Source organism: Rhodococcus sp. WWJCD1, assembly GCF_002258735.1.
Lineage (GTDB): Bacteria > Actinomycetota > Actinomycetes > Mycobacteriales > Mycobacteriaceae > Rhodococcoides.
On the sequence record NZ_NOXY01000003.1, the window covers coordinates 123,194 to 147,533 of the forward strand.

Consider the following 24,340-nt stretch of genomic DNA (forward strand, 5'->3'; position numbering starts at 1 on the left):
ACTGCCAGGTGTTACGAGCTTCCGCATTCGATGCTGACGTGCGGAGAACTCGAGGTTGCGTTCTGTATTGCAAGGACTCGCGTGCAGGCACGACGAAGCCCGGGCAACCGCTCTAGTGTAGGCATCACGCACCCGAAGACCAAATCGCCCTACCATTGCGCAGCGGCTCGGGTCCAGTCGGACACCCGGACTCCCACTTCTTCGCTAACGTCGGACCATGACGGACTCGAAGGCAGTCGACATCGACCACCTCACCCACACTCTGCGTGACCGCAACATCGCCGGGGTGACGATCGGCTGGGTCGACAACAACGGCATCGTCCGATCGCGCACCGTGCCCACCTCAGAATTGACTGCAGTCGCACGGCGTGGAGTGGGAGTCACCGCGGTGTTCGCGGTATTCGATTCCCACGACGGGATCACATTCGCCCACGAGGGACTGTCGACGCCGTCCGGCGATGTGCGGTTGATTCCGGTGATCGAGAGCGCGTCGAGCGTGGTCGCCCTGTCCGGACAGCCGGGGCTGGCGTGGGCACACGGACGACAGGTCTCGGCGGACGGCACACCGTGGCCCTACGATCAGCGTGCTGTTCTCGAGCGGCAGGTTCAGAGGGCGTCCGATGCGGGTTTCGAGGTGCGGGCCGGATTCGAGATCGAGTTCGCCCTGACTCGCGAATCGGACGGGCTGTCCGCTCAACGCGGACCTGCCTACTCGGCGAACGCACTCCGCGACGTCGACGAATTCGTAGTCCTGCTGCTCGAGGCGCTGACTGCGAATGGCCTCGACATCGGTCAGATTCATGCCGAGTACGGCGGCTCCCAGCTGGAGATCGCATTGAGTCCACTCGATCCACTTGCTGCAGCCGATGCGCAAGTTCTCGCGCGGCAGACCATCCACTCAGCGGCGAAAGCTCACGGCCTGCGGGCAAGCTTCGCTCCCCTGCCCTCATCGAGCAGTGCAGGTAACGGGTGGCACCTGCACACGTCACTGGTTCGTGACGGTCACAACGCATTGACCGGGGACGGAGAGTACGGACTGTCCGACACCGGGCGGGCGTACATCGCGGGCCTCGTTCGAGAACTTTCGGGACTCACTGCCATCACGGCACCGAGTTCGGGGTCGCTGCTGCGTCGTCGACCGGGCTACTGGGCAGGTGCCTTCGGGTTCTGGGGCGTCGAAAACCGTGAGGCTGCAGTGCGACTCGTACCGGCCACGCCCCTTCTCGGCCCGGAACACACCAACGTCGAGTTGAAGGCATGCGACGCGTCCGCCAATCCGTATATGGCACTGGCCGTCACGATCGCGGCCGGCCTGTCGGGAGTGGCGGATTCGGCGCAGTTGCCATCACCGATCCAGGAGGACGTGGGAGGTTGGGACGACGCGCGCCGCGAGACCGCGGGGATCTCCGCACTCGCGACCACCCACGCGCAGCAGCGCGAAGACCTACTGTCGTCAGCACTGGTCCGAGACGTGTTGGGCGAGGAACTTCTGGGCGCATTCGTTGCCTGCCGGGACGCCGACGCCGCGTGGGCGGAGAGCCATACCGAGGACGAACTGCTCGAATCGTTGCGCTGGATCTACTGAGATGCTGCGCCGGTTCCCCAGGGCAAGCACTATTGCCTCGGAGCTCGATCGCGTTCTGCCGCAACCGGATCAACTCTGCGGACCGTTCTCGGCATCGGTTGCGCTGACGGCCGTCATGGGCGACGATGCACCGGGCGTGACGGCACTTGCGGTCGCATCAGGGTCCGCGATCTGGCCGGTCGAGGTCGAGTCGACCGGTCCTCCCGGAACCCCTCGAATCACCGACGGGTGGGACGCACTGCCGAGGGCCGCATCGATCGACGCAGCCGGGACCACAGCGGCAGGTCTCGCAGAGGGCATCGAGACGGCAACCGACCACCGCGTTGCCGTCGTTCCGATCATGGGGCCCGGTGCCGAGCGGCTACGCCTGCTACTTGTCCGCCTTGCCGACGCGCACTTCCGATTCGGCCTGGTGGCGAATGTTCACACCGCGGAACTGACCGAATTCGATTGGAATGTAGGACATTTCGTGACCGTCTGGGGATTCGACCCGGATGAGGACGCAGTAGCGATCGCCGACACCTATCGGGAACTCGGAGACCCGGATATGCCGCCCGGGTGTAGAACCGTCTCCATCGACGCCTTCGCGTCGGCGATGTCCGAGCGTGGCCTGCTGCTGATCATCGACAGCCATGATCATCATGCGGCGGTCGGTCTGGTCCGCTCACTGGAGCTACGACACGACGTGTGGACTGTGTGAAAATTAGGATTCGAGCAACACAAAATGGGCGTGGGTTCCTTTCGGAACCCACGCCCATCAGCGTGGTGTGGTGAAGCCCGGAGGCTTCAGATCACCAGGAGCTCTTGCGAACTCCGGGAAGCTCTCCGGCGTGTGCCATCTCGCGCACGCAGATGCGGCAGAGGCCGAACTTGCGGAACACGGAATGGGGACGGCCGCAGCGGTTGCAGCGAGTGTATGCACGCACCGCGAACTTCGGCTTCTTGTTGGCCTTGTTGACCAATGCCTTCTTCGCCATGGACTCAGTTCTCCTTGAACGGGAAGCCGAGGTGCTTGAGCAGCGCGCGGCCTTCTTCGTTGTTGGTTGCGGTGGTTACTACGGTGATGTCCATGCCGCGCGGACGGTCGATCTTGTCCACGTCGATCTCGTGGAACATCGACTGCTCGTTGAGGCCGAACGTGTAGTTTCCGTTGCCGTCGAACTGCGTGCCCGAGAGGCCGCGGAAGTCCCTGATTCGGGGAAGGGCAATGGAGACCAGACGGTCGAGGAACTCCCACATGCGGTCGCCACGGAGGGTGACGCGTGCGCCGATGGGCATTCCTTCGCGCAGCTTGAACTGTGCGATGGACTTGCGAGCCTTGCGGATCTCCGGCTTCTGGCCGGTGATGGCAGCGAGGTCGGCGACTGCACCGTTGATCAGCTTGGCGTCACGGGCGGCGTCGCCGACACCCATGTTGACGACGACCTTGACGATGCCGGGGATCTGCATGACGTTCTCGTATGCAAATTCGGTGTTCAGGGCGTCTTTGATCTCGGCGCGGTAGCGCGCCTTGAGGCGGGGCTGTTCGCCCGCGATGTTTTCGGTGGTAGTCATCTCAGATGTCCTTCCCGTTCTTCCGGGAAACTCGAACGCGCTTGCCGGATTCCTCATCGGTCCGGTAGCCCACGCGAGTGGGGTTTCCGTCCGAGTCGACCACAGCAACGTTCGATACGTGGATCGGGGCTTCCTGAGTGACGATGCCACCCGAGGATGCGCCGCGCTGGTTGGCGGAGACCGCGGTGTGCTTCTTGATGCGGTTCACGCCCTCGACCAGAACCTTGGAGTCAGCGGGGTAGGCCTGAATGACCTTGCCCTTGGCGCCCTTGTCCTTGCCTGCGATCACGAGAACGGTGTCGCCCTTGTGCACCTTCATTTACAGCACCTCCGGGGCGAGCGAGACGATCTTCATGAACTTCTTCTCACGCAGCTCGCGGCCGACCGGGCCGAAGATACGGGTTCCACGGGGATCGTTGTCCGGCTTGATCAGCACAGCAGCGTTCTCGTCGAAGCGGATGTACGAGCCATCCGGACGACGGCGCTCCTTGACGGTGCGGACGATGACGGCCTTGACGACCTCACCCTTCTTGATGTTTCCACCGGGGATGGCGTCTTTCACCGTAGCTACGATGATGTCGCCGATTCCGGCGTAGCGACGTGACGAGCCACCGAGAACGCGGATGCAAAGGATTTCCTTTGCGCCCGTGTTATCAGCGACGCGTACTCGCGACTCCTGCTGAATCACTCACTTCTCCTTGACCTGGATGTACGTACGTGCCGGATTTCCGTCCCGACACGCGCGGTCGGCTGCCGGGTACGGGCGCACGAAGGCACACCGCTGCCACAGGCAACCGGTCAAGTGTAGGGGAACGGCCCCCGTGGATCCAAATCGTGATCGCCCGCTCTCGAGCCGTTGCCAACGGACCCAGGACTCTCGGTACGGTTTCGGGGATGGAACATCTTCGGATCGTCGTGGCAGGGCGATGACGTCGAACGACATTACCGCGGGCTGGTGGTCGGGCCTACCCATGGATCGAGTCGTTCGAGTGCACGGTGCCACCGAACGCGAGCTCGCCGATTCGGTGAACCCGCTGCCCACCGCTGCGCCTGCAATCGTCTTCTTCGCACTCGAGCCTAGGTCTGCGAAACGGACTGTCGACCTCGTGGATGCCGTGGTCGACGAGCTGGAGAATGCGGCGGCGAACTCGGCTGAGCTCTGGCTTCCGGAATTCGACCACCAGGCAGGCACGTCCACGTTGGATCGGCGCGCGGCACGCACGACAGCTGTGCGGCTGGCCGCCGATACCGTGCACTTCGGCCCCTACGTCGGAGCTCTCGCCGACGCGGCCGTCGCCGGGCGATCACCGCGTCGAGCGGCGTTCACCGTGGAAACCCGGGCTGCGGGTTCGGCGCGGATACTCGCAGTTGCTCAACGTCGCCGTTCCGCCGCGCTCGTGTTGGTCGTACCCACGGGCATCGATGCCGGTGTCGCCGCAACTGCGGCGGAATGGCTGTGCACGCACGCCGGGATGGCGGTGTGGGTCATCGGGGACGGGGCGTCGGGCATGGATCGGTTCCCGTCGGTGTCGGTTCGTGCACCCGCAGTGCCCACCGGCGTCAGCACCGTCCTCGATCGGTTTCGCCCACTGAGCTATCCACCGATCGCCGGACATCCGCACCCGGCCAGTGATCCGGAAAAGCGCTTGTATCGAGCGCTGGACGTGCACGAGTGGGCCACCGGACGGGAACACAATCGCTCGATCCGGCTCGGCGAGCTCAGCCGACCGTTCACAGTCGACGTACTGTGGCGCACCGAGAGAGTCGTCGTGGAAATCGACGGGAACGAACACCGTGCACCCGAGCGTTTCGCCGAGGACCGCGTGCGCGACAACCAACTGCAGACACACGGTTACATGGTGTTGCGGTTCACCAACGCTCAGGTGATGGACGACCCGCACCGCGCTGTCGCTACCATCCGCGAGGCAGTATCGAGAAGACGATCGAAGGGGGATCCTCGATGAGTACCGAAGACCTGAACGGGACCGAGGCAGCAGTGCTACTGGTCCTGATGGCCGAAGCGAGTCCGGTCAAGAATTCCGAACTCAGAACGATGGGCCCCGAATTGGCCAAGCCTTCTCGCGACAAGCTGAAGAACGCAGGTCTGATCGAGGTGAACTCCTCGGTACGCCCGATGACTCTCGAACTGACCGACAAGGGGTGGCGTACCTGCGGTGAACTCATCGGCGGTGAACCCCCGGCTCGATCGACCGGAGCCGGTAAGGCGATGTTCACCGTGTTGGCCGGGTTGCGTCGATGGCTCGATCGCACCGACAGCCGTCCGGCGGATGTGTTCTCGCCCCGCGAGGACGAACCCGCACCCGCCGACAGGTCCGAGAAGTCCGACGAGACGGTCGACATCGAAGCCTCGATTCGCACGGCTTACGCGCGGCTCGCACGTGAACCCGGCAGCACGGTTCGACTCTCGCGACTGCGAAACGAGTTGCACGACATACCGAGAAGCGACCTCGACGACGCTCTCGCACGCCTGCGACGAGCTTCGGACGTTTCGTTGATCCCCGAAGAGAATCAGAAGACACTGACGGACGAGGAACGTGCTGCCGCCGTCGTAGTCGGTAATCAGCAGAACCACCTTCTCTCGATCGAAGCATGATGGGCGTTGAGTCGACGATGACGGACAACGAGCAGATCCGAGCCCTCGAATCGGTGCGGCTGAGCTGGGCACCGACACCCGACGACGTGTGGCGTTCGCAGTCGAACGTGCATGTGCCGGGGATGCACGAGCGGGTGTTCCTCGAAGTGATGAATGCGTACGACGATGCCGATGTGTCCGATGACGCCAGCCCTCTCGGCGTCGTCGTGCGTGGGCCTGCCGGCTCGGGCAAGACGCACCTACTGGGCCAGGTGCGCGAGGAAGTACAGCTCAAGGGGGGTTACTTCTTCCTGATCCGGCTCCTCGACGCCGCCGGATTCTGGCGCTCGACGCTGATGGGAATGCTCGACGATCTGATGCGCCCGTCCGGTCGCGGATCCGACAGTCAGCTCGGTTTGCTGCTTCGACGCCTGTGCGAGATCGGCGACGCGTCCGAGGATCAGCGCGCAAAGATCATGGGCGAGAACATGATCGACGCCGAGACGCTCGATGCCTTCGTCACCGCGGTGTACAAGGTGCATCCCCGCCATCGCCGGACGTCGCAGCACACACTGCGCGCACTGGTGCTGTCCATTGCCCCGGACTCTGCGGTTCAGGACCTGGGCGACGCATACCTGCAGTCCATCGACGACGTCGATCCCGAGGAGTTCTCGGGGTGGGGAATTCGCCGCGCCGAGCTCGGCCATCAGGGCATCGCCGAGAACATTTCGCGACTCCTCGCGATCACCGGCCCGACGATTCTCGCGATCGACCAGATCGACACCCTCGTCGCCCAGTCGCGCACCGGATCCGATCAGGAGTTCGCCGACGCGCAGGAGGACAAGGTCGTCGAACAGCTGGCGCACGGGCTGATGTCTCTACGCGAGACACTCCCCCGCACCGCCTCGGTGCTGTCAGCTCTGTCGAGTGCGTGGGAACTGATCGCTGCCCGCGGAGTCGCTCCTATGCGAGACCGCTTCCGAGTCACTCAGTCGCTCAAGCCGATTCCGTCGTCGGACATCGGTCGGCTGCTGCTCGGACGCCGCCTGGCAGCGTGCTTCCTCGAAGCCGGCTTCACTCCGCCGCACCCGACGTGGCCGGTGGCCCCCGACGCGTTCGAGCAAGCCCCGGACTTCACTCCGCGCCAGCTGCTCATTGCCGTCGATCGCCACATCCGGCACTGCCTCGACACCGGCATCGCGTCGGAGCTGACGAGCTTCACCGACCGGTCCGGCCCGGCAGATGCGCCGGAACTTCCCACCGCGCGGGTCAACGAACTCGACACACTCGACGATCGCTACCGGCAACTTCGCGAACAGGTGGACGTCTCCGTTCCGCTGCGACCCGACAGCGAGGATTCGATCGTTCCCGCGCTGCTGTCTGCGGGTCTGACCGCGTGGATCCACGAACACCAGTCGTCCGATGACAGCCTCGCCCAGGACCCGCCCCCGAGCGGCAAGCCTGCCCTGCACGCCCGGCTACGCCACACCGTCGACACCGATACCGACGACGAGGAGCACTGGTGCTTCCGTGCGGTGACGTCCGGCAACGCACGGGCCGCGCTGGCCCGAGTGGAGCGCGCAGTGACCACAGCGGGCCTCCGCGTCGACATGCCCAAACGGCGGCTGATTCTGATCAGGAACGACCCGTGGCCCAACGGAGCGAAGACCGAGCAGACCATTGCAGCCCTGCGTCGCGCCGGAGGCGTCGTGGTCCCGTTGAGCGACGAGGACCGTCGGGCATTGGCAGCACTGTCGATCCTGCTGAGCGAGAACTCCCCCGCGCTCACCTCCTGGCTGCTCGCGCGCAAGCCGGCACACGACGTCGAACTGTTCGGCGCTGTGTTGCCTGCAGTGAGCGTCGTCGACGACGACACGGCCCTGATCGAACCGGAGACCCCGATCACTGCGTCGGCACCGGCCGCATCGCGTCGGCCGTCCATCGTGATGGGTGCCGAATTGAGTACCGGTGCCGATGTCGCTGTTCCCCTCGAAGCATTGCGCAAGCACACTGCGATCTTCGCCGGCTCCGGCTCGGGCAAGACGGTGCTGATCCGCCGCCTCGTGGAAGAGTGCGCGCTGCAAGGTGTTTCGGCAATCGTACTCGACGTCAACAACGATCTCGCCCGTCTCGGCACTGCCTGGCCGGAGGACGAGCGAACCTGGCCGCCGGGTGACGAAGCCAAAGCAACGGCATACCTGCGCGACACCGACGTCGTGGTCTGGACGCCGCGCAAGTCCGCAGGTCGGCCGCTGAGCTTTCAGCCCCTTCCCGATTTTGTCAGCGTCCTCGGTGACGCCGACGAGTTCGAGGCCTCCGTCGAGTCCGCACTGGCCTCGCTCGAACCGGCTGCCGGCGTTCTCGGCACGTCGCAGAAGGCCAAACACGGTCGGGCCGTGCTGAAGTCGGCACTCGATCTGTTCGGTCGACGGCCGCACGGTGGCAATCTCACAGACTTCATCGACTTGCTCGAGGAATTCCCCGAGGACGCCAGCGAGATGCGCGACGCCGTCCGCATCGCTGCCGGTCTGGCCGAGAATCTCAAAGCCGCCGCCGCGAACGATCCGATGTTCGCCGGAGCAGGTACGCCGGTCGATCCGGCTGTTCTGCTGACGCCGGTCGAGGGCAAGAAGGCCAGGGTGTCGGTGATCAACCTGGCCGGTCTGACCACCGACGAGCAGAAGCAGAGTTTCGTCAACCAGCTGCAGATGGGGTTGTTCGCATGGATAAAGAAAAATCCTGCGGGCGACCGGCCGCTGGGCGGACTGTTCGTCATGGACGAGGCACAGAACTTCGCGCCGTCGGACAGGACGACCGCGGCGACACACAGCACCCTGGCTCTGGCGTCGCAGGCACGTAAGTACGGGCTCGGTCTGGTGTTCGCCACCCAAGCTCCGAAGGGTCTGCACAACCGTATTGCCGGCAATGCGTCGACTCAGTTCTACGGTCTGTTGAACAGCCCGTCGCAGGTCGATGCGGCCAAGGAGATGGCGCGAGTCAAGGGCGGTTCGGTTCCCGACGTCGGGCGTCTGCCCGCCGGTCAGTTCTATGCCGCCGTGGAAGGTGCGGAGTTCCGACGCACGGCCACTCCCCTGTGCCTGTCGTATCACCCCAAGAGTCCACCGACCGAGGAAGAGGTCATCGAACTCGCACGTTCCTGACAGCAGGCGTCCGACACTGGCACACTGGATCCGGTGAAAAGCCTCGCTCGCGGGGAGAACTGCCCCGCTCCGTCCGGCCCCCTGACAGTGACGTTGGCCAGCTCGACCTCCGTCGATGTATCCGCATTGCTGTTGGGGCGGGACGGACGTGTGCGTTCGGACGCAGATCTGGTGTTCTACAACCAGCCGGCGGGCGCGGGTGTGGAGTACCACCGGACGTCCTCCGGTCATCTGGTCCGGATGGATCCGTCTGCGATTCCACCCGGCATCGAGACCATTGCGATCGCGGCCTCGCTGGACGGAAGTGGTCCAGCAACATTTGCCGCCGCGGGCCCTACGTCGGTGACGGTCTCCGATGCGTCGGGTACGGCCCAGGTCGGGTTCGCTGCCGATGCTCTCGGGGACGAAAGCGCGCTGGTGTGTCTCGAGCTCTACCGGCGCGGTGAGCAGTGGAAGATCCGCGCTGTCGGCCAGGGGTACGCGGACGGGTTGGCCGGGCTGGCCACCGCTTTCGGGATCAGTATCGAAGACGACGAGCAGCCGCCGCCCGAGGCATCGACGACAACCCCGTCGCAGAACACCGAATCACCCGTGAATTCACCTGTCCAACAAGGAGTTCTGGCCATGAGAAGCGAACTGTTCGCGCCCGTACACGCCGAGGTTCCCGGATCCGGCATTCAGAAGCAGGGCAGCAAGATGTGCCGGGTGGGTCTGAGCGGCGAGCTGATGGCCCGGGCGGGCTCGATGGTCGCCTATCAGGGCAACCTGAAATTCGAGGCGCAGGGCTCGGGCGGTTTGGGTCGGGCACTGAAGCAGGCGCTCTCCGGGGAGGGTGTGCCGCTGATGAAGGTATCGGGTCAGGGTGACCTCTTCCTCGCCAACGCTGCGCAGGATGTCCATCTGATCGACCTGGACGGCACGGATGGACTGACCATCAACGGTGCCAACGTGCTGGCCTTCGAGTCCTCACTGAGTTACGACGTCAAGCGAGTCCAGGGCGCGGCGGCAGGTGGAAACGCGGGCTTCTTCAATTGTGTGTTCACCGGACGCGGGCGGATCGCCATCACGACCGACGGCGTGCCGGTGGTGCTGAACGTCGATCAGCCGACGTTCGCAGATCCGCAAGCTGCGGTCGCGTGGTCGTCGTCCTTGCAGACACGGGTGAAGAAGAACGATTCGTTCGGACTCGGGACCCTGATCGGCCGTTCGACCGGTGAGCGATTCACCCTCGAGTTCGCGGGTCAGGGATTCGTCGTCGTACAGCCGTCGGAACAGCCGCCGGGCGGATTGATCGGTGGTGCCGGCAGCGGGGAACAAGCCGGCGTCGGTGGGGCGCTCGGTGGCCTGCTGGGCAGGTGACCCTCGATCACAGGAACAGCGTGCGGTACCGGATCGATCCCTGGACGTGACCGACGAGCACAGCCGCAGCTGCGATCCAGCGTTCTCGGGGCACCCGCGACAAGCTCTGCGGCACCAGTGGATTGGTCACCAGCAGGCGCAGCACATGCTGCGAGAAGACCCTGACCGACAGACCGGCGAACCCGTAGTCGCGATACGCCACATACAGCTGAACGTCGCCGACCGCGTATCGCCGCACCTGTGACCAGAACTCGCGCATCGTCGGTCTGAGGCGGTAGTCGACGGTCGCGGCTCCTGCATGAGCCATGCGGAACCCGGCCAGTTGTACACGCCAGGAGAAGTCGAGGTCCTCGCCTGCCTCGGTCAAGGTCTCGTCGAAACCGTGCACTGTATGAAAGACATCGGCCCATACCGCGAAGTTGCAGCCTGGGACGTACGGGAGAAAGTCGGTGTCGAATCCCGCGCTCGAGGGGGTCATCGGGCGGCGACGGTACACCGTAGGAGAATTCACCCTCGACGTGTCCACCGAGCCACTCACCAGATCCGCCGTCGATGCGGCAGCCACCAGTTCGCTCAACCACTGGGGCCGGACGACGTCATCGCCGTCGCAGAACGCCAGCAACTCGGTTCGAGCTGCCGATGCCCCCACGTTACGTGCGTGCGATGTGCCTGCAGAACCGGAAGCATCGACGTACCGAACGCATATTCCGTAGTCGTCAGGGCGCATGTCGAGAAACTCCCGCAGCCCATCGGTCGACCCGTTGTCGCTGATGATCACCTCGAAGTCGATGCCGTGATCCTGTACCGCCAAGGCGTCCAGTTGGGCTCTCAGGGTCGCGACCGCATTGCGGACGGGGATGATGACAGTCACGCCCTTGCGTCGGTTCTCGTCCATCGAATGCACTTCCTACCTCGGGTGAGAACACAGAAGAGCCCATCCCCGGTTGACCCGGGAATGGGCTCTTCCAGCACTCGGTGCTTACTTGGCCTTTTCGAGAACCTCGACCAGTCGCCAATGCTTCGTGGCGGACAACGGACGGGTCTCCATGAGCTGAACGCGATCGCCTACGCCGGCGTCGCCCTTCTCGTCATGTGCCTTGACCTTGGTGGTACGACGGATGATCTTGCTGTAGAGGGGGTGCTTGACCCTGTCCTCGAGCTCGACCACGATCGTCTTTTCCATCTTGTCGGATACGACGTAGCCGATCCGGACCTTACGGTTGTTGCGCTCTTCAGTCACAGTGTTTTCCTCGCTCATGCTGCGTCACCTGCTGTGTCCTCGGAAGGACCAGAGGCCAAGCCGAGCTCACGTTCGCGGAGCACCGTGTAGATACGCGCGATCTCGTGGCGCACCACGCGCAGTCGACGGTTGTTGTCCAACTGGCCGGTAGCCATCTGGAAACGAAGGTTGAACAGCTCTTCCTTCGACTCACGCAGCTTGGTGACCAGCTCTTCACCGGTGAGCTCGCGGAGCTCTGCGGCTGGGGTTCCGGTAGCCATCAGAACTGCTCCTCCCTGGTGATGATGCGTGCCTTGATGGGCAGCTTGTGGATGGCGCGAGTCAGTGCCTCACGCGCGATGGTCTCGTCGGGGTACGACAGCTCGAAGAGCACCCGGCCCGGCTTGACGTTCGCGATCCACCACTCGGGCGAACCCTTACCGGAACCCATGCGGGTCTCGGCAGGCTTCTTGGTGAGCGGACGGTCCGGGAAGATGTTGATCCAGACCTTGCCGCCACGCTTGATGTGGCGAGTGATCGCGATACGAGCGGACTCGATCTGACGGTTGGTGATGTAGGCGGGCTCGAGAGCCTGGATGCCGTAGTCACCGAATGTCACCTGAGTTCCGCCCTTGGCGGCACCCGAACGCTTCGGGTGGTGCTGCTTGCGGTGCTTGACCCGGCGGGGGATCAACATGCGTCAGCCCTCCTGAGTGGGCTCGGTCGAGGCCGGAGCCTCGGTTGCGGATGCCGCGCGGCCGGCCTCGGTGCTGGTCGCCGTGGTGCCCGAGGCACCGCTGCGACGCGGACGAGTGGGACGCTCACGACGGGGACGGTCTGCACCGGCGGCCGGAGCCGCAGCGGCAGCGAGTTCACGCCGTCCGCCGACGATGTCGCCCTTGTAGATCCAGACCTTCACGCCGATGCGGCCGAAGGTGGTCTTGGCCTCGTACAGCCCGTAGTCGATGTCGGCACGGAGCGTGTGCAGGGGAACGCGTCCCTCGCGGTAGAACTCCGAGCGAGACATTTCTGCGCCACCGAGACGGCCGGAGCACTGAACACGAATGCCCTTGACGTTCGGCTGACGCATGGCCGACTGGATGGCCTTACGCATTGCGCGACGGAATGCGACGCGGTTGCTGAGCTGCTCGGCAACACCCTGGGCCACGAGCTGAGCCTCGGACTCGGCGTTCTTGACCTCGAGGATGTTGAGCTGGACCTGCTTGCCGGTCAGCTTCTCGAGAGCTCCGCGGATGCGGTCGGCCTCGGCACCACGACGACCGATGACGATGCCGGGACGTGCCGTGTGGATGTCCACGCGAACACGGTCACGGGTGCGCTCGATCTCGACCTTGGCGATACCCGCGCGCTCCATGCCGGTGGCAAGAAGCTTGCGGATCTCGACGTCTTCCTTGACGTACTCCGAGTACTGCTTGTCTGCGTACCAGCGCGACTTCCAGTCAGTGGTGATACCCAAGCGGAAGCCGTGCGGGTTGATTTTCTGACCCACTACTGAGCCCCTTCCTTGGACGCCTGGCCCTTACGACGGTTGCGAGACGTTCCGCCGGTCTTGGGCAGGCTTTCGACGATCACCGTGATGTGGCTGGTGCGCTTGCGGATCCGGAATGCCCGGCCCTGAGCGCGCGGCTGGAATCGCTTGAGGGTGGTGCCCTCGTCGACGAATGCAGTGGCGACGATCAGCGTGCTGGGATCGAGATCCAGGTTGTTCTCGGCGTTGGCGGCTGCGGACGCGATCACCTTGGCGACCGGCTCGCTCGCTGCCTGCGGCGCGAACTTGAGGATGTTGAGCGCGTCCTCGACGGAGCGCCCACGAACCAGATCCACGACGCGACGTGCCTTCATCGGCGTGACGCGAACGTGCTTCGCTACGGCCTTGGCAGTCGGATTGGCGGTGGGGGTGAAGTTGGTCATCGCCTCTTCGCCTTCCGGTCGTCCTTGATGTGACCCTTGAACGTGCGGGTCGGTGCGAACTCCCCGAGCTTGTGGCCGACCATGGAGTCGGACACGAACACCGGTACGTGCTTGCGACCGTCGTGGACGGCGAAAGTGTGACCGATGAAGTCGGGCAGGATTGTCGATCGACGGGACCAGGTCTTGATGACCTGCTTGGTTCCCTTGTCGTTCTGGACGTCAACCTTCGCGAGGAGGTGATCGTCTACGAACGGGCCTTTCTTCAGGCTGCGTGGCATTCTGAACTCCCTCCTAGCGCTTGTTCTTGCCGGTACGACGACGACGGACAATCAGCTTGTCGCTCGCCTTGTTCTTGCGGGTACGGCCTTCCGGCTGTCCCCACGGGCTGACCGGGTGGCGTCCACCGGAGGTCTTGCCCTCGCCGCCACCGTGCGGGTGGTCGACCGGGTTCATCACGACACCACGAACGGTCGGGCGCTTGCCCTTCCAGCGCATGCGGCCGGCCTTGCCCCAGTTGATGTTCGACTGCTCGGCGTTGCCGACCTCGCCGACGGTTGCGCGGCAGCGCACGTCGACGCGACGGATCTCACCGGACGGCATACGCAGCGTGGCGTAGGGGCCTTCCTTGCCGAGCAGCTGAATGCTCGCTCCAGCGGAGCGGGCCATCTTTGCGCCACCACCCGGACGGAGTTCGACCGCGTGGATGGTCGTACCCGTCGGGATGTTGCGCAGGGGCAGGTTGTTGCCGGGCTTGATGTCGGCATTGGCACCCTGCTCGATCGGCGATCCCTGGGCGATGCCCTTGGGTGCGACGATGTAGCGCTTCTCGCCGTCTGCGAAGTGCAGCAGTGCGATGTTCGCGGTGCGGTTGGGGTCGTACTCGATGTGAGCGACCTTGGCCGGCACGCCGTCCTTGTCGTTGCGACGGAAATCGATGAGACGGTACGCACGCTTGTGACCGCCACCCTTGTGCCGGGTGGTGATGCGACCGTGTGCGTTACGTCCACCGCGACCGTGCAGCGGGCGGATCAGCGACTTCTCGGGGGTCGAACGCGTGATCTCAGCGAAATCGGAAACGCTGGAGCCACGACGGCCCGGGGTTGTCGGCTTGTATTTACGGATTGCCATGAGTCTTCTCGTCCTCTATATCCGAAGAGTCCCAGTCGCTTACGCGACCGGACCTCCGAAGATCTCGATGGGCTTGCTGTCGGCGGAGAGCGTTACGAGCGCGCGCTTGGTGTCCTTGCGCTTGCCGTAACCGAACCGGGTCCGCTTACGCTTGCCCTGACGGTTCATCGTGTTGACGCTGGTCACGGTGACGTCGAAGATCTTCTCGACGGCAATCTTGATCTGCGTCTTGTTCGAGTCCGGGTGCACCAGGAACGTGTACGTGCCGTCTTCGATCAGTCCGTAGGACTTCTCGGAGATGACCGGTGCCAGCAAGATGTCGCGGGGATCGGCGATCGTGGTCACTTGCTTGCCTCCTCGTTCTTTGCAGGCCCAGCGATGAAGGTGTTCAGCGCTTCCACGCTGAAAATGACGTCATCGGCGTTGAGCACGTCGTACGTGTTGAGCTGGTCGGGTGCGATGGGGTGCACGCCGTCCAGGTTCTGGACGCTCTTCCACGCTGCGGTGTCTTCGCGTCCGACGACGAGCAGGACCTTCTTGCGGTCCGAGAGCTCGGCGAGGAACGTCTTCGCACCCTTGGTGGATGGAATCTGTCCGGCAACCAGTTCGGTGATCAGGTGGATCCGCTCGCTGCGAGCCCGATCGGAGAGGGCACCGCGCAATGCGGCTGCCTTCATCTTCTTGGGAGTCCGCTGGCTGTAGTCGCGCGGCTGCGGTCCGTGGACCGTGCCACCGCCGACGAACTGAGGAGCGCGGGTCGAACCCTGACGGGCGCGGCCGGTTCCCTTCTGGCGGTACGGCTTCTTGCCACCGCCGCGAACCTCGCCACGAGTCTTCGTGGAGTGCGTTCCCTGGCGTGCCGCTGCGAGCTGCGCAATGACGACCTGGTGGAGGAGCGCGATGTTCGCGGGTGCGTCGAAGATCGCCGACGGCAGATCGACGGTTCCGTTGGTCTTGCCACCGACCTCTTTGACGTCCAGCGTCAAGTTGGTTTCGGTCTTCTTGTCGAGGCTGGTCATGCCCGTGCACCACCCTTCAATGCAGACTTGACGATCACGACGTTGCCGCGACGGCCCGGGATAGCTCCCTTGATCAGCAGCAGACCGTTTTCGCTGTCCACCTTGTGGACCGAGAGGTTCTGCGTGGTTACGCGATCGCCACCCATACGTCCGGACATGCGCATTCCCTTGAACACGCGGCCCGGAGTAGCGCAGCCACCGATGGATCCGGGGCGACGGTGCACAGCCTGTGCACCGTGGCTCGCGCCCTGACCCTTGAAGCCGTGACGCTTCATGGTTCCGGCGAAGCCCTTGCCCTTGCTGGTGCCGGTGACGTCGACGTATGCGCCGTCCTCGAACACTGCAGCGGTGAGCTCCTGGCCGACCTCGAACTGCGAGGCGTCGGCAACGCGGATCTCCACGATGTGGCGACGCGGCGTGACACCTGCCTTCTCGAACTGGCCGGTGGTGGGCTTGTTCACCTTGCGCGGATCGATCGCACCGAATGCGACCTGGACGGCGCTGTAGCCGTCACGTTCCTGGGTGCGGATCTGGGTGACCACATTGGGGCCTGCCTTGATCACGGTCACCGGAACGACGCGGTTGTTCTCGTCGAAGACCTGGGTCATTCCGAGCTTGGTGCCCAGAATTCCTGTCGCAGGCCGGTTCTTGTTATCAGTCATCGTTGTCTCCGCGCTCACTGGATGTTGACGTCGACACTGGCCGGGAGGTCGATGCGCATGAGCGCGTCCACCGTCTTCGGTGTCGGGTCGAGGATGTCAATGAGCCGCTTGTGAGTACGCATCTCGAAGTGTTCGCGCGAGTCCTTGTACTTGTGCGGCGAACGGATGACGCAGTACACGTTCTTTTCTGTCGGCAACGGCACCGGTCCGACGACGCGGGCACCCGTACGGGTGACCGTTTCGACGATCTTGCGCGCTGACGCGTCGATCGCCTCATGGTCGTAGGCCTTGAGCCTGATGCGGATCTTTTGTCCCGCCACGCTTAGTGTCCTTTTCTTGCCGCTTGGTCGTAGAACGGGCCGTTCGGCCTGCTCCACCTCGTCTGCACAGTCCCCGAGCCGGTGGAACCCACCGACCCGAACTGCCTTCGTGCACACACGACAGTGAAAAACGTTGACGACCCAGGCGTGGCCTGCATCCGTTGCCGCTCTTCATCTGTCATGGTTCTCCGGTCCACGCGGTCGGGCGTGTCGCGATTCCGCTCATTCGTCTGCGCTGAAACTTTCGCTTCAACCATCCGTACCGAACGAAACCCGCACCGATCGAGCTGGTGTTCCGGACGCGCTCACGTGGAGCGCTGGTCTCATGTCTTGCTCAGCCGGCTCTACAGCCGACTCACCTGGTTCAGGCCGCACGCAAGCGCGTCCCGTGTCCAGGCAACCCGACCAGTATGCCGCAGTCCGGGCGACAGATCAACTCGGGGTCCGTCGATCGTCGTCGCGCTACCTTACCGAGCAGTAAGGTAGCGCCATGACCTCAGTCCAGAGCACCACGGGCGCAACCTATCGCGCCTGGTCGAAGCTTCCCAACAACACTATCGGGTCCGCCGTGTTCTCCGTCGGCATGTGTCTCCGGGTCCCCTACTTCGCTTCCGTGCTGCCGCGGGTGGTGGCCCTCGAACCGGGCCGCTGCGAGGTGACGGCTCCGAAATGGTTCGGAATTCGGAACCACCTGGGCACCTTCCACGCCATCGCCGCATGCAACCTCGCCGAGGTTGCGATGGGCATGCTCGCCGAGGCGACGGTGCCGACCTCGCACCGCTGGATCCCCAAATCGATGAACGTCCGATACCTGACGAAAGCAACCACCTCACTCCGTGCCGTCGCACAACTCGATCCGATTCCCGACTTCTCCGCCGTGACCGACGGACTCGAAGTCGTCGTGCCGGTCTCGATCAGAGACACCGCCGGCGTCGAGGTGGTGCACGCAGACATCACGATCTGGGTGTCCGCTGCGGCCCGTTGACATACTCGAACGATGAACACGGTTCGGCAGTTCGAGTCCGATGACTCGGTGGTCGTGGTCGGCGGGTCAGGGGCCGTCGGCCGCCTGATCGTCGACCTGATGCGCGGCGATGGCGTACCCGTGACGGTCGTCGACGTGCACGAGAGCTCCGACGCAGCCTCGCCGGTCACGGTCGGAAACATCATCGCGCCCGACGACCGGCTCACTTCGGTACTGACACGTGCTGCGACGGTGATTCTGGCGGTGCCCGAATCAGTGGCGTTGGCAGCAGACCTCTCGGCCGTGCAGCCCGAAGCACTGGTGGTGGAGACCTTGTCGGTGAAATCCGGATTCGCGCGCCACGTGGATGCCACCGACCGCCTCGGTCCCACCGTCGGAATCAATCCGATGTTCGCCCCGTCGCTGGGAATGGCCGGCCGCCCGGTGGCCGCCGTCGTGCACCGCGAAGGCCCATCCGCGGACGCCTTTCTCGACAGGGTCGCACGGTGGGGTGGCCGAGTCGTTCTTCTCGACGCCGCACGCCACGATCGCCTCGCCGCCGCGACGCAGGCTCTGACGCACGCCAGTGTGCTGGCGTTCGGGTTGGCCCTGGCCGAACTCGACCTGCCGTTCGGGGACATCGCTGCCGTTGCACCTCCCCCACACGCAACGATGCTGGCGGTGCTCGCTCGCATCACGGGCGGCGAACCCGAGGTCTATTGGGACGTACAAGCAGGCAATCCGCATGCCGCCGAGGCCAGAGCGGCACTGCGCCGCGCCACGCAAACACTGAACGAGGCGGTCGATTCCGGTTCCGAGACCCAGTTCGCGCGACTGTTGACCGAGGCAGAGTCCGCGCTGGGCGGAAGCGGCGATCACTATCGAGCAGTGTGTGCGGAGATGTTCGGTATCGTTCGAGGCAGTAGTAGGAACCGATGACCGCTGGTAACAGCGCGGAGGCGAGGCACGCAATGCTGGAACAGCCGTCGTTGCCGGAGTTCGACTCCGACGATGTCGTGGAGAGTGCGGTCGTCTCGCGGTTGGCCAAGAACTGGGCGCAGCGCGCGACAGTGAAGAAGCCCGAACCCGAGCTCGACGACCTGTTCGACACGTCCAAACAGGATTTTCCCGACGCCCTCATACCCTTCGGCGAGCACGACACCTTCACCGGTGCCACCCCCGAGCAGAAGGATCGCCTCCGAGCCTGGGGTTGGATCGCGTTCAACAAGAACGTGATGGATGTCGAGCAGCACGTCGTCCACCCAGGTTTCGCGCTTCTGGCGCAGGACGTGTTCGAGACCGGAATGGGCGACACCCTCGCGGTCGCGGTGACCCAGGCGATGGTGGACGAGCAGTACCACACGCTGATGCACCTGAACGCGAGCGCAGCGACGCGGCGAGGGCGTGGGTGGGCGCTGTCGGAGCGTTCCCTGCCCTTCAGCTCGACGGTGCGTCGGCAACGTACTGCGCAGGCAACCAGCGACGACTCGTGGTCCGCTGCGATCAGCTCACTGGCATTCATGACGGTTGCGGAGATCTCCATCACGTCCTACTTGGACTTGATCGAGGACGACGACGTCATCCAGCCCATCAATCGGGCGACCGTGAAACTGCACAATCGCGACGAGTACTGCCATGCGTCGATCGCCGACGACATGGCCGCGATCGTCTTCGATCGACTCGGAGCCAACGACCGACAGAAGTTCCTCGACGGTCTCGTCGACGGCATGGATGCGTTCTCGAGCAGCGATTTCTCCACCTGGCGACGCATTCTCGAGCTCGAGGGCATCCGCGGTGCCGACGAGATGCTGGCGGACGTCGAGCAGGACAAGAGTCGCCGCGCTCTGGTTCAGGACTACAGCGGGCTTCGGTCTCTGTGCCGGAAGCTCGACGTCGAGGACAGTATCGATATCGATTGGGGCTGACTGCGGAGGTCACCCGGCGTCGACCCGCAGGTAACATTCTCGGGGAATTCCGGTATCAAGTAGTGGCCCTCGACTCCACGGGGTCCTGCCCCACCATTCACCCCGACAGCTCGGAGATTCGATGTCGTCAGCTCAACACGCAGCCGTACACGTGGAGGACGTACACAAGTCCTTCGGTGATGTGCATGCGCTGCGCGGCATCAGCTTCTCCGCCGAGCGCGGGACCGTCCTGGGCATTCTCGGTCCCAACGGTGCCGGAAAGACGACCACCGTCAAGGTGCTGTCGACCCTGATCGCACCGGACAGAGGCAGAGCTTTCGTCGCGGGACACGACGTTGCCGCGGACGCCCCTGCAGTACGACGCTCGATCATGATGACCGGACAGTATGCGGCTCTCGACGACACCCTGTCGGGCCGCGAGAACATCGAGTTGTTCGGCCGCCTGATGGGTCTGGACAAGAAGGCCGCCAAGGCGCGCGCCAAGGCTCTGCTCGACGAATTCGACCTCTCGGATACCGGCAAGCGGCCCGTCCGTGGGTACTCCGGCGGCATGCGTCGCCGCATCGACATCGCGTGCGGATTGGTCGTGCGGCCGGAGGTCGTGTTCCTGGACGAGCCGACCACCGGACTCGACCCGCGCAGCCGCCAGGGCGTGTGGTCACTGGTCGAAGCACTCAAAGCACAGGGCATCACCGTGCTGTTGACGACGCAGTACCTCGAAGAAGCGGACGTCCTCAGCGACAACATCATCGTCATCGACAAGGGCACCGTGATCGCCGAGGGCACGTCCGATCAGCTCAAGGCCATGACCGGTGGCAGCTACTGCGAAGTGGTGCCGCTCGATCCCGGTCAGCTCCGAGCGGCCGCGCAGGCATTGGGCGACATGGTCCCTGCTGCGGTACACGCCGAGATCACCGCTACATCCGACCGGCTCTCGGTGCCTGCACCCGACGGCGCAGCGACGCTGTCCGAGATCCTGCGCCGCGTCGACGCGGAGGGAATCGTGTTGGCCGACATCGCACTGCGACGACCCTCGCTGGACGACGTGTTCCTCACGCTCACCGGGCACTCGCAGACGAGCTCGAGCTCATGACGGCCACGACGCGGGGCTTACCCAAAACACACTCGAGGTTTGTCGAGCGGACCGGTGCCGGCTCCACCACACAGCAGCCGAAGCGGCGGTCACGAACGCGGCCGTCCGGATTCGTCCAGTGGCAGGCGCTGACCGGACGTGCTCTGTGGACGATGCTCACCAAGGGCGAGCTGCTGATCGCGGTCATCGCTCCGCTGATCTTCACCATCGGCTTCTACCTGCCGTTGAAGTTCGTGATGGGCCTACAGGGCATCAACTACGCGCAGTTCCTGATGCCGATCATCGTGCTGCAGGCTATGGCCTTCACCGCAATTTCCGCCGCCCAGAGAGCCTCGACGGAGGCGATGAGCGGACTCAATTCTCGTTTGAAGACGATGCCCGTCGTACGTGGTGTCCCACTGGTGGCACGGATCTCGAGCGGTGTGGTCCGTTCGTTGGTGTCGTTGGTATCGGCCCTCGGTTTCGGTTACGTCATCGGTTTTCGCTTCACTGCAGGATTCGGTCAGGCCCTGTTGTTCTGTGCACTCGCCATGTTGATCAGCACCACGTTGTCGATCGGTGCCGATGCGATCGGGACGCTGTCGAAGAGTCCGGAAGCCACCAGCCAGGTATTGACCCTCCCCCAGCTCATTCTCGGTATGGCCTCGTGCGGGTTCGTTCCGGAAAGTGGCTTCCCAGAACTCATCCGACCGTTCGTACGCAACCAGCCGATCTCGCAGTTCTCCTTCGCAATGCGCGACATGGCCGAAGGCGGAGTCAGCTTCCAGGTGTTGTGGCCGTCGCTCGCATGGGTGGCCGGCTTGATCGTGTTCTTCGTACCGCTCGCCATCTGGGCGAGCTCCAGGCCAGAGTGACGAGGCCGAGATGACAATGTCCGAAGCGTCGGTGAACACAACCCGCGTGTCCAGCCTGACCTTCCCCGAACCCAATATGGTCCTGGGCGAAAGGTCTGTTCGTGCACTCTGGACCCACAGTCTGATCCAGGCCAAGCGACTGTTGATGCGATGGATGCGCGATCCGTCGACGATGATTCAAGCGTTGCTGTACCCCGCGTTGATGTTGGTCATGTTCCGTGTCGTACTAGGCAACTCGATTTCCGCGGCCACCGGAGCGCCGGCGATCTACGGTCAGGTGCCGATGATCGCTCTTGTCGGAGCCATGTTCGGGTCCATCGTCAGCGCTGTCGGTCTCAAGGGCGAGCGGAAATCAGGCTTGTTGTCCAGGTTCTGGACGACACCCACTCACCGCGCCGCCGGCCTGCTGGGCAGAATGATCGCCGAAGCAGTTCGAGTGCTCGTCACCACCTGCGTCATCGTCTGTGCCGGTGTCGCGATGGGGTTCAGGTTCACCCAGGGAATTCAGGCCGGCATCTTGTTGATCCTGATTCCGGTGGTGTTCGGTATCGGGTTCGCGGTGATGGTGACATTCCTGGCCACGGTCGCCGGAGACGCACCACTGGTCGAACTGGTATCGATCTTCTGCACCCTGTTGATGTTCTTCAATGCGGGATTCGTCCCCGTTCTCGCCTATCCGCTCTGGCTCCAACCGGTGGTTGCGGCGCAACCTATGTCCGTTGCAGTCAACGCAATGCGGAATCTGGCTATGGGTGGTCCCGTCCTGACCCCGGTGTTGCAAACTCTGGCGTGGTCGCTCGGAATGGCAGTCGTGTTTCTGATACCGGCAATCCGCGGTTACAAGAAGGCATCTTCGGACGGCTGACGAACGGACGCACGACCGCATTCGGACCGGCCTCTTCCGCTCGGGCCACGTCCTTGCGTACCGTGAACCGCCGTGACCTCTTCGAGCGTGCCCACCGTATCGGTGATCATTCCTGTCGGCTCGTTCGATCGACATCTCGAGGCACAGCTGAGGGCTCTCGCAACGCAGGATTTTTCCAATGAGTTCCAGGTCGTCATTGCAGACAATTCCGACTGCGCCGAGCTTCGGAAGTACCTCGAAACATGCGAAGTCCGTGAGGGCGTGTCGATCCTGTACGTCGACGCATCCCAGGCGAAGGGGGCCGCGCATGCTCGCAATCGTGGAGCCGAAGCGGCGACCGGTGAGCTGCTCGCCTTTTGCGACGCCGATGACGTGGTGCATCCCGACTGGTTGAACAGCCTCGCCCGGCTGGCGACGAATTACGATGTGGTCGGTACCGCAGTCGAGACGTCGACGCTCAACGACGAACGGGCGCTGTCGTGGACGACCGGCCCTGCTCCGGAGCAACAAGGTCGAACTTCGTTTCGCCCGTTCGCGATCGGTGCCAGCATGGCGTGCCGCGCGGAGGTCTATCGCGCTCTCGGCGGCATGGACAACCAGTTCGCAGCCAGCCAGGACGTGGAGTTCAGTTGGCGCGCACAGCTGGCGGGTCACAGTTTTTGCTTCGATCCACAGCCGAAGGTCTCGTACCGTCTTCGCGACCGACTCCGACCGCTTCTGCGCCAGTCGTACCGGGCCGGCTACGGCACCACGAAGCTCATCGGTGTGTACCGCCCACTCGGTTGCCCTCCACTGAGCATTCGGACCGTACTGCTCAGATGGGGCGTGTTGATCCTGCGCAATCCACTGTTCCCCACGTCGCTGACGAAACTGTCGCGAGGGCACTGGTTGCGTGCCCTGTACATCCGCGTCGGGGAACTGCGCGCTGGCGTCGAATACCGAGCGTTCAGCTGGTAGCAAATCGGCCTTATTTGTGAGCATCGTCACAATGGGGATCGAGCACAACTCGCGGACCAGTAGTTCTGCAATTGCCCAAAAGGTTACTCGCACTATGAATGTTACGGTTGTGTCACCCACATGCTATCGCCGACGTCGTCCGACGCGGTGAGCTGAACCCGAAAGAGGCCATGGCGATTACAACACGAGCCGCACGAATTCTCTGTGCGCTCGCGGCAATCTTCGCCGTGACCCTCTCCGGACAAGCCATCGCCTCCGCCGATCCTGCCCCCACGCAGTTTCCTACCGTGGAGGGGACCAACGACTTCGGCTGCGTTCCCAGCCCCGAACATCCACGACCTGTCGTGTTGATCCACGGCACCAAGATGGATGCCACGACGTGGACCGTTCTGGCTCCGCAGCTCATCGAACAGGGCTACTGCGTGTTCGCACCCAATTACGGTGCAGTCGGCCTGCTGTTCGAGCCCGGCAAGGTCGTGTGGGGCTCGGGCGACATTCCCGAATCGGCGCGTGAGATCGGCGGTTTCATCGATCGAGTTCTCACCGGGACCGGTGCCTCACAGGTCGACATCGTCGGCCACTCGCAGGGCGGAATCGTAGCTCGGCAGTACATGAAGTTCGACGGTGGTACCGATCCCGCCGACCCCTCACGAAACAAGGTCCACAGCCTCGTCACCCTGGGTGCCACCAACCACGGCACGACATTCGGCGGACTGCAGGAATTGGCGAAGCTGGTCGCCTCATTGGGACTTCCCGGTGACGCGATCACACCGTTGACCTGGAACATGGCCGGAGCCCAGCAATTGGTGGGTTCGCCGGTACTGGTCAATCTCAATGCCGGCGGTGACGCCCTTCCCGGCGTCGACTACACGGTGATCGCCACTCGGGACGACACGATCTCGACGCCCCCGGAGCAGACCTTTCTTCGTACCGGTGACACGGAGTCGGTGCACAACGTATGGGTCCAGGACGTCTGCCCTGCCGCAACCACTACTCACGTCGGGCTCGTCACGGATCCGGCACCGAATTACATGGTGCTATCCGCACTCGATCCCGAATACGCCTCGACTCACACCGCACCCTGCTGACCTGACGGTCCGGTCTCTCGGACCCCACGGTCCTACGGCGCCAGTCGACTCCGGGGCCGCCC

The 24,340-nt window shown here is 63.9% G+C and carries 30 protein-coding genes; 14 read left to right on the forward strand and 16 right to left on the reverse strand.

From position 1 onward, the window contains the following. Positions 1-217: 217 nt before the first annotated feature. Entirely contained in the window at positions 218-1,585 is a 1,368-nt protein-coding gene (locus CH286_RS00935) for a glutamine synthetase family protein (RefSeq protein ID WP_094608075.1), read from the forward strand. 1 nt (position 1,586) lies between these two features. Further along, positions 1,587-2,285, forward strand: a complete 699-nt coding sequence (locus tag CH286_RS00940; RefSeq protein WP_094608076.1) for a DUF6885 family protein — start codon at positions 1,587-1,589, stop codon at positions 2,283-2,285. A gap of 91 nt (positions 2,286-2,376) precedes the next feature. Here the strand turns inward: CH286_RS00940 and CH286_RS00945 are convergent, their stop codons facing one another. Genes CH286_RS00945 through rplN form a run of 4 tightly spaced genes read right to left on the reverse strand, consistent with a single transcriptional unit; the run spans position 2,377 to position 3,827 of the window. Beyond that, entirely contained in the window at positions 2,377-2,562 is a 186-nt protein-coding gene (locus CH286_RS00945; protein WP_008718273.1) for a type Z 30S ribosomal protein S14, read from the reverse strand. 4 nt (positions 2,563-2,566) lie between these two features. After that, entirely contained in the window at positions 2,567-3,139 is a 573-nt protein-coding gene (gene rplE / locus CH286_RS00950; protein ID WP_008718275.1) for a 50S ribosomal protein L5, read from the reverse strand. A gap of 1 nt (position 3,140) precedes the next feature. After that, complete coding sequence (gene rplX / locus CH286_RS00955) at positions 3,141-3,458, reverse strand: 50S ribosomal protein L24 (protein WP_008718278.1); 318 nt, start codon at positions 3,456-3,458, stop codon at positions 3,141-3,143. Further along, positions 3,459-3,827, reverse strand: coding sequence for a 50S ribosomal protein L14 (rplN, locus tag CH286_RS00960; RefSeq protein ID WP_008718280.1), 369 nt, complete (start codon positions 3,825-3,827; stop codon positions 3,459-3,461). Positions 3,828-4,065: 238 nt separating this feature from the next. On the opposite strand from rplN, the gene CH286_RS00965 reads away from it, so the two are divergent. The 4 genes from CH286_RS00965 to CH286_RS00980 are packed head-to-tail and all read left to right on the forward strand — an operon-like array spanning position 4,066 to position 10,252. After that, positions 4,066-5,103: an endonuclease domain-containing protein gene (locus tag CH286_RS00965; protein ID WP_094608077.1), complete on the forward strand. Its 1,038-nt coding sequence runs from the start codon at positions 4,066-4,068 to the stop codon at positions 5,101-5,103. Further along, positions 5,100-5,753 carry a hypothetical protein gene (locus CH286_RS00970; RefSeq protein ID WP_037176569.1) on the forward strand — a complete coding sequence of 218 codons (654 nt, stop codon included), beginning with the start codon at positions 5,100-5,102 and terminating at the stop codon, positions 5,751-5,753. The genes CH286_RS00965 and CH286_RS00970 overlap by 4 nt, the downstream gene beginning before the upstream one ends. 17 nt (positions 5,754-5,770) lie before the next feature. Continuing rightward, complete coding sequence (locus CH286_RS00975) at positions 5,771-8,893, forward strand: ATP-binding protein (RefSeq protein WP_094608116.1); 3,123 nt, start codon at positions 5,771-5,773, stop codon at positions 8,891-8,893. Positions 8,894-8,926: 33 nt separating this feature from the next. Further along, positions 8,927-10,252 (forward strand): AIM24 family protein, encoded by a 1,326-nt coding sequence (locus CH286_RS00980; protein ID WP_441347099.1) that lies wholly within the window; start codon positions 8,927-8,929, stop codon positions 10,250-10,252. Between the two features lie 7 nt (positions 10,253-10,259). Here the strand turns inward: CH286_RS00980 and CH286_RS00985 are convergent, their stop codons facing one another. The 12 genes from CH286_RS00985 to rpsJ all read right to left on the reverse strand — a co-directional run bounded on the left by CH286_RS00985 (position 10,260) and on the right by rpsJ (position 16,532). Then, positions 10,260-11,147, reverse strand: coding sequence for a glycosyltransferase (locus CH286_RS00985; protein WP_094608079.1), 888 nt, complete (start codon positions 11,145-11,147; stop codon positions 10,260-10,262). An 84-nt stretch (positions 11,148-11,231) separates the two neighbouring features. After that, on the reverse strand, positions 11,232-11,510 hold the full coding sequence (gene rpsQ / locus CH286_RS00990) for a 30S ribosomal protein S17 (protein WP_032376635.1): 279 nt from the start codon (positions 11,508-11,510) through the stop codon (positions 11,232-11,234). Continuing rightward, a complete protein-coding gene (gene rpmC / locus CH286_RS00995; protein WP_032376634.1) occupies positions 11,507-11,752 on the reverse strand; it encodes a 50S ribosomal protein L29 in 246 nt (81 codons plus the stop codon). Before rpmC ends, rpsQ begins: the two co-directional genes overlap by 4 nt. Further along, on the reverse strand, positions 11,752-12,168 hold the full coding sequence (gene rplP / locus CH286_RS01000) for a 50S ribosomal protein L16 (protein ID WP_027496313.1): 417 nt from the start codon (positions 12,166-12,168) through the stop codon (positions 11,752-11,754). Before rplP ends, rpmC begins: the two co-directional genes overlap by 1 nt. Positions 12,169-12,171: 3 nt before the next feature. Continuing rightward, the gene (gene rpsC, locus CH286_RS01005; RefSeq protein ID WP_027496312.1) at positions 12,172-12,981 is read right to left on the reverse strand and encodes a 30S ribosomal protein S3; all 810 of its coding nucleotides are present in this window, start codon (positions 12,979-12,981) and stop codon (positions 12,172-12,174) included. Continuing rightward, the gene (gene rplV, locus CH286_RS01010) at positions 12,981-13,403 is read right to left on the reverse strand and encodes a 50S ribosomal protein L22 (protein ID WP_027496311.1); all 423 of its coding nucleotides are present in this window, start codon (positions 13,401-13,403) and stop codon (positions 12,981-12,983) included. The genes rpsC and rplV overlap by 1 nt, the downstream gene beginning before the upstream one ends. Continuing rightward, a complete protein-coding gene (gene rpsS, locus CH286_RS01015; protein ID WP_008718309.1) occupies positions 13,400-13,681 on the reverse strand; it encodes a 30S ribosomal protein S19 in 282 nt (93 codons plus the stop codon). The genes rplV and rpsS overlap by 4 nt, the downstream gene beginning before the upstream one ends. Positions 13,682-13,694: 13 nt before the next feature. After that, a complete protein-coding gene (rplB, locus tag CH286_RS01020) occupies positions 13,695-14,531 on the reverse strand; it encodes a 50S ribosomal protein L2 (protein WP_008718311.1) in 837 nt (278 codons plus the stop codon). 39 nt (positions 14,532-14,570) lie between these two features. Continuing rightward, entirely contained in the window at positions 14,571-14,876 is a 306-nt protein-coding gene (gene rplW, locus CH286_RS01025) for a 50S ribosomal protein L23 (protein WP_008718314.1), read from the reverse strand. Next, complete coding sequence (gene rplD / locus CH286_RS01030; RefSeq protein ID WP_094608080.1) at positions 14,873-15,550, reverse strand: 50S ribosomal protein L4; 678 nt, start codon at positions 15,548-15,550, stop codon at positions 14,873-14,875. Before rplD ends, rplW begins: the two co-directional genes overlap by 4 nt. Then, the gene (rplC, locus tag CH286_RS01035; RefSeq protein ID WP_027496309.1) at positions 15,547-16,212 is read right to left on the reverse strand and encodes a 50S ribosomal protein L3; all 666 of its coding nucleotides are present in this window, start codon (positions 16,210-16,212) and stop codon (positions 15,547-15,549) included. The genes rplD and rplC overlap by 4 nt, the downstream gene beginning before the upstream one ends. A 14-nt stretch (positions 16,213-16,226) precedes the next feature. Beyond that, on the reverse strand, positions 16,227-16,532 hold the full coding sequence (rpsJ, locus tag CH286_RS01040) for a 30S ribosomal protein S10 (RefSeq protein ID WP_003938093.1): 306 nt from the start codon (positions 16,530-16,532) through the stop codon (positions 16,227-16,229). 490 nt (positions 16,533-17,022) lie between these two features. Here rpsJ and CH286_RS01045 point away from each other — a divergent pair, with 490 nt between their 5' ends. From CH286_RS01045 to CH286_RS01080, 8 genes are all read left to right on the forward strand, one after another. Continuing rightward, positions 17,023-17,517: a hotdog fold domain-containing protein gene (locus CH286_RS01045; protein WP_032404661.1), complete on the forward strand. Its 495-nt coding sequence runs from the start codon at positions 17,023-17,025 to the stop codon at positions 17,515-17,517. A gap of 12 nt (positions 17,518-17,529) precedes the next feature. After that, positions 17,530-18,435, forward strand: coding sequence for a prephenate dehydrogenase dimerization domain-containing protein (locus CH286_RS01050; protein ID WP_037147807.1), 906 nt, complete (start codon positions 17,530-17,532; stop codon positions 18,433-18,435). Positions 18,436-18,467: 32 nt separating this feature from the next. Further along, positions 18,468-19,421 carry an AurF N-oxygenase family protein gene (locus tag CH286_RS01055; protein WP_032404659.1) on the forward strand — a complete coding sequence of 318 codons (954 nt, stop codon included), beginning with the start codon at positions 18,468-18,470 and terminating at the stop codon, positions 19,419-19,421. Between the two features lie 121 nt (positions 19,422-19,542). Beyond that, a complete protein-coding gene (locus CH286_RS01060) occupies positions 19,543-20,514 on the forward strand; it encodes a daunorubicin resistance protein DrrA family ABC transporter ATP-binding protein (protein ID WP_032376628.1) in 972 nt (323 codons plus the stop codon). Beyond that, positions 20,511-21,368, forward strand: a complete 858-nt coding sequence (locus CH286_RS01065) for an ABC transporter permease (RefSeq protein ID WP_032376627.1) — start codon at positions 20,511-20,513, stop codon at positions 21,366-21,368. Before CH286_RS01060 ends, CH286_RS01065 begins: the two co-directional genes overlap by 4 nt. Before the next feature lie 10 nt (positions 21,369-21,378). Next, a complete protein-coding gene (locus CH286_RS01070) occupies positions 21,379-22,233 on the forward strand; it encodes an ABC transporter permease (protein ID WP_052057948.1) in 855 nt (284 codons plus the stop codon). Between the two features lie 72 nt (positions 22,234-22,305). Then, positions 22,306-23,190, forward strand: a complete 885-nt coding sequence (locus CH286_RS01075) for a glycosyltransferase (protein WP_094608081.1) — start codon at positions 22,306-22,308, stop codon at positions 23,188-23,190. Positions 23,191-23,360: 170 nt separating this feature from the next. Then, positions 23,361-24,278 (forward strand): esterase/lipase family protein, encoded by a 918-nt coding sequence (locus CH286_RS01080; RefSeq protein WP_032376625.1) that lies wholly within the window; start codon positions 23,361-23,363, stop codon positions 24,276-24,278. Positions 24,279-24,340 lie beyond the last annotated feature (62 nt).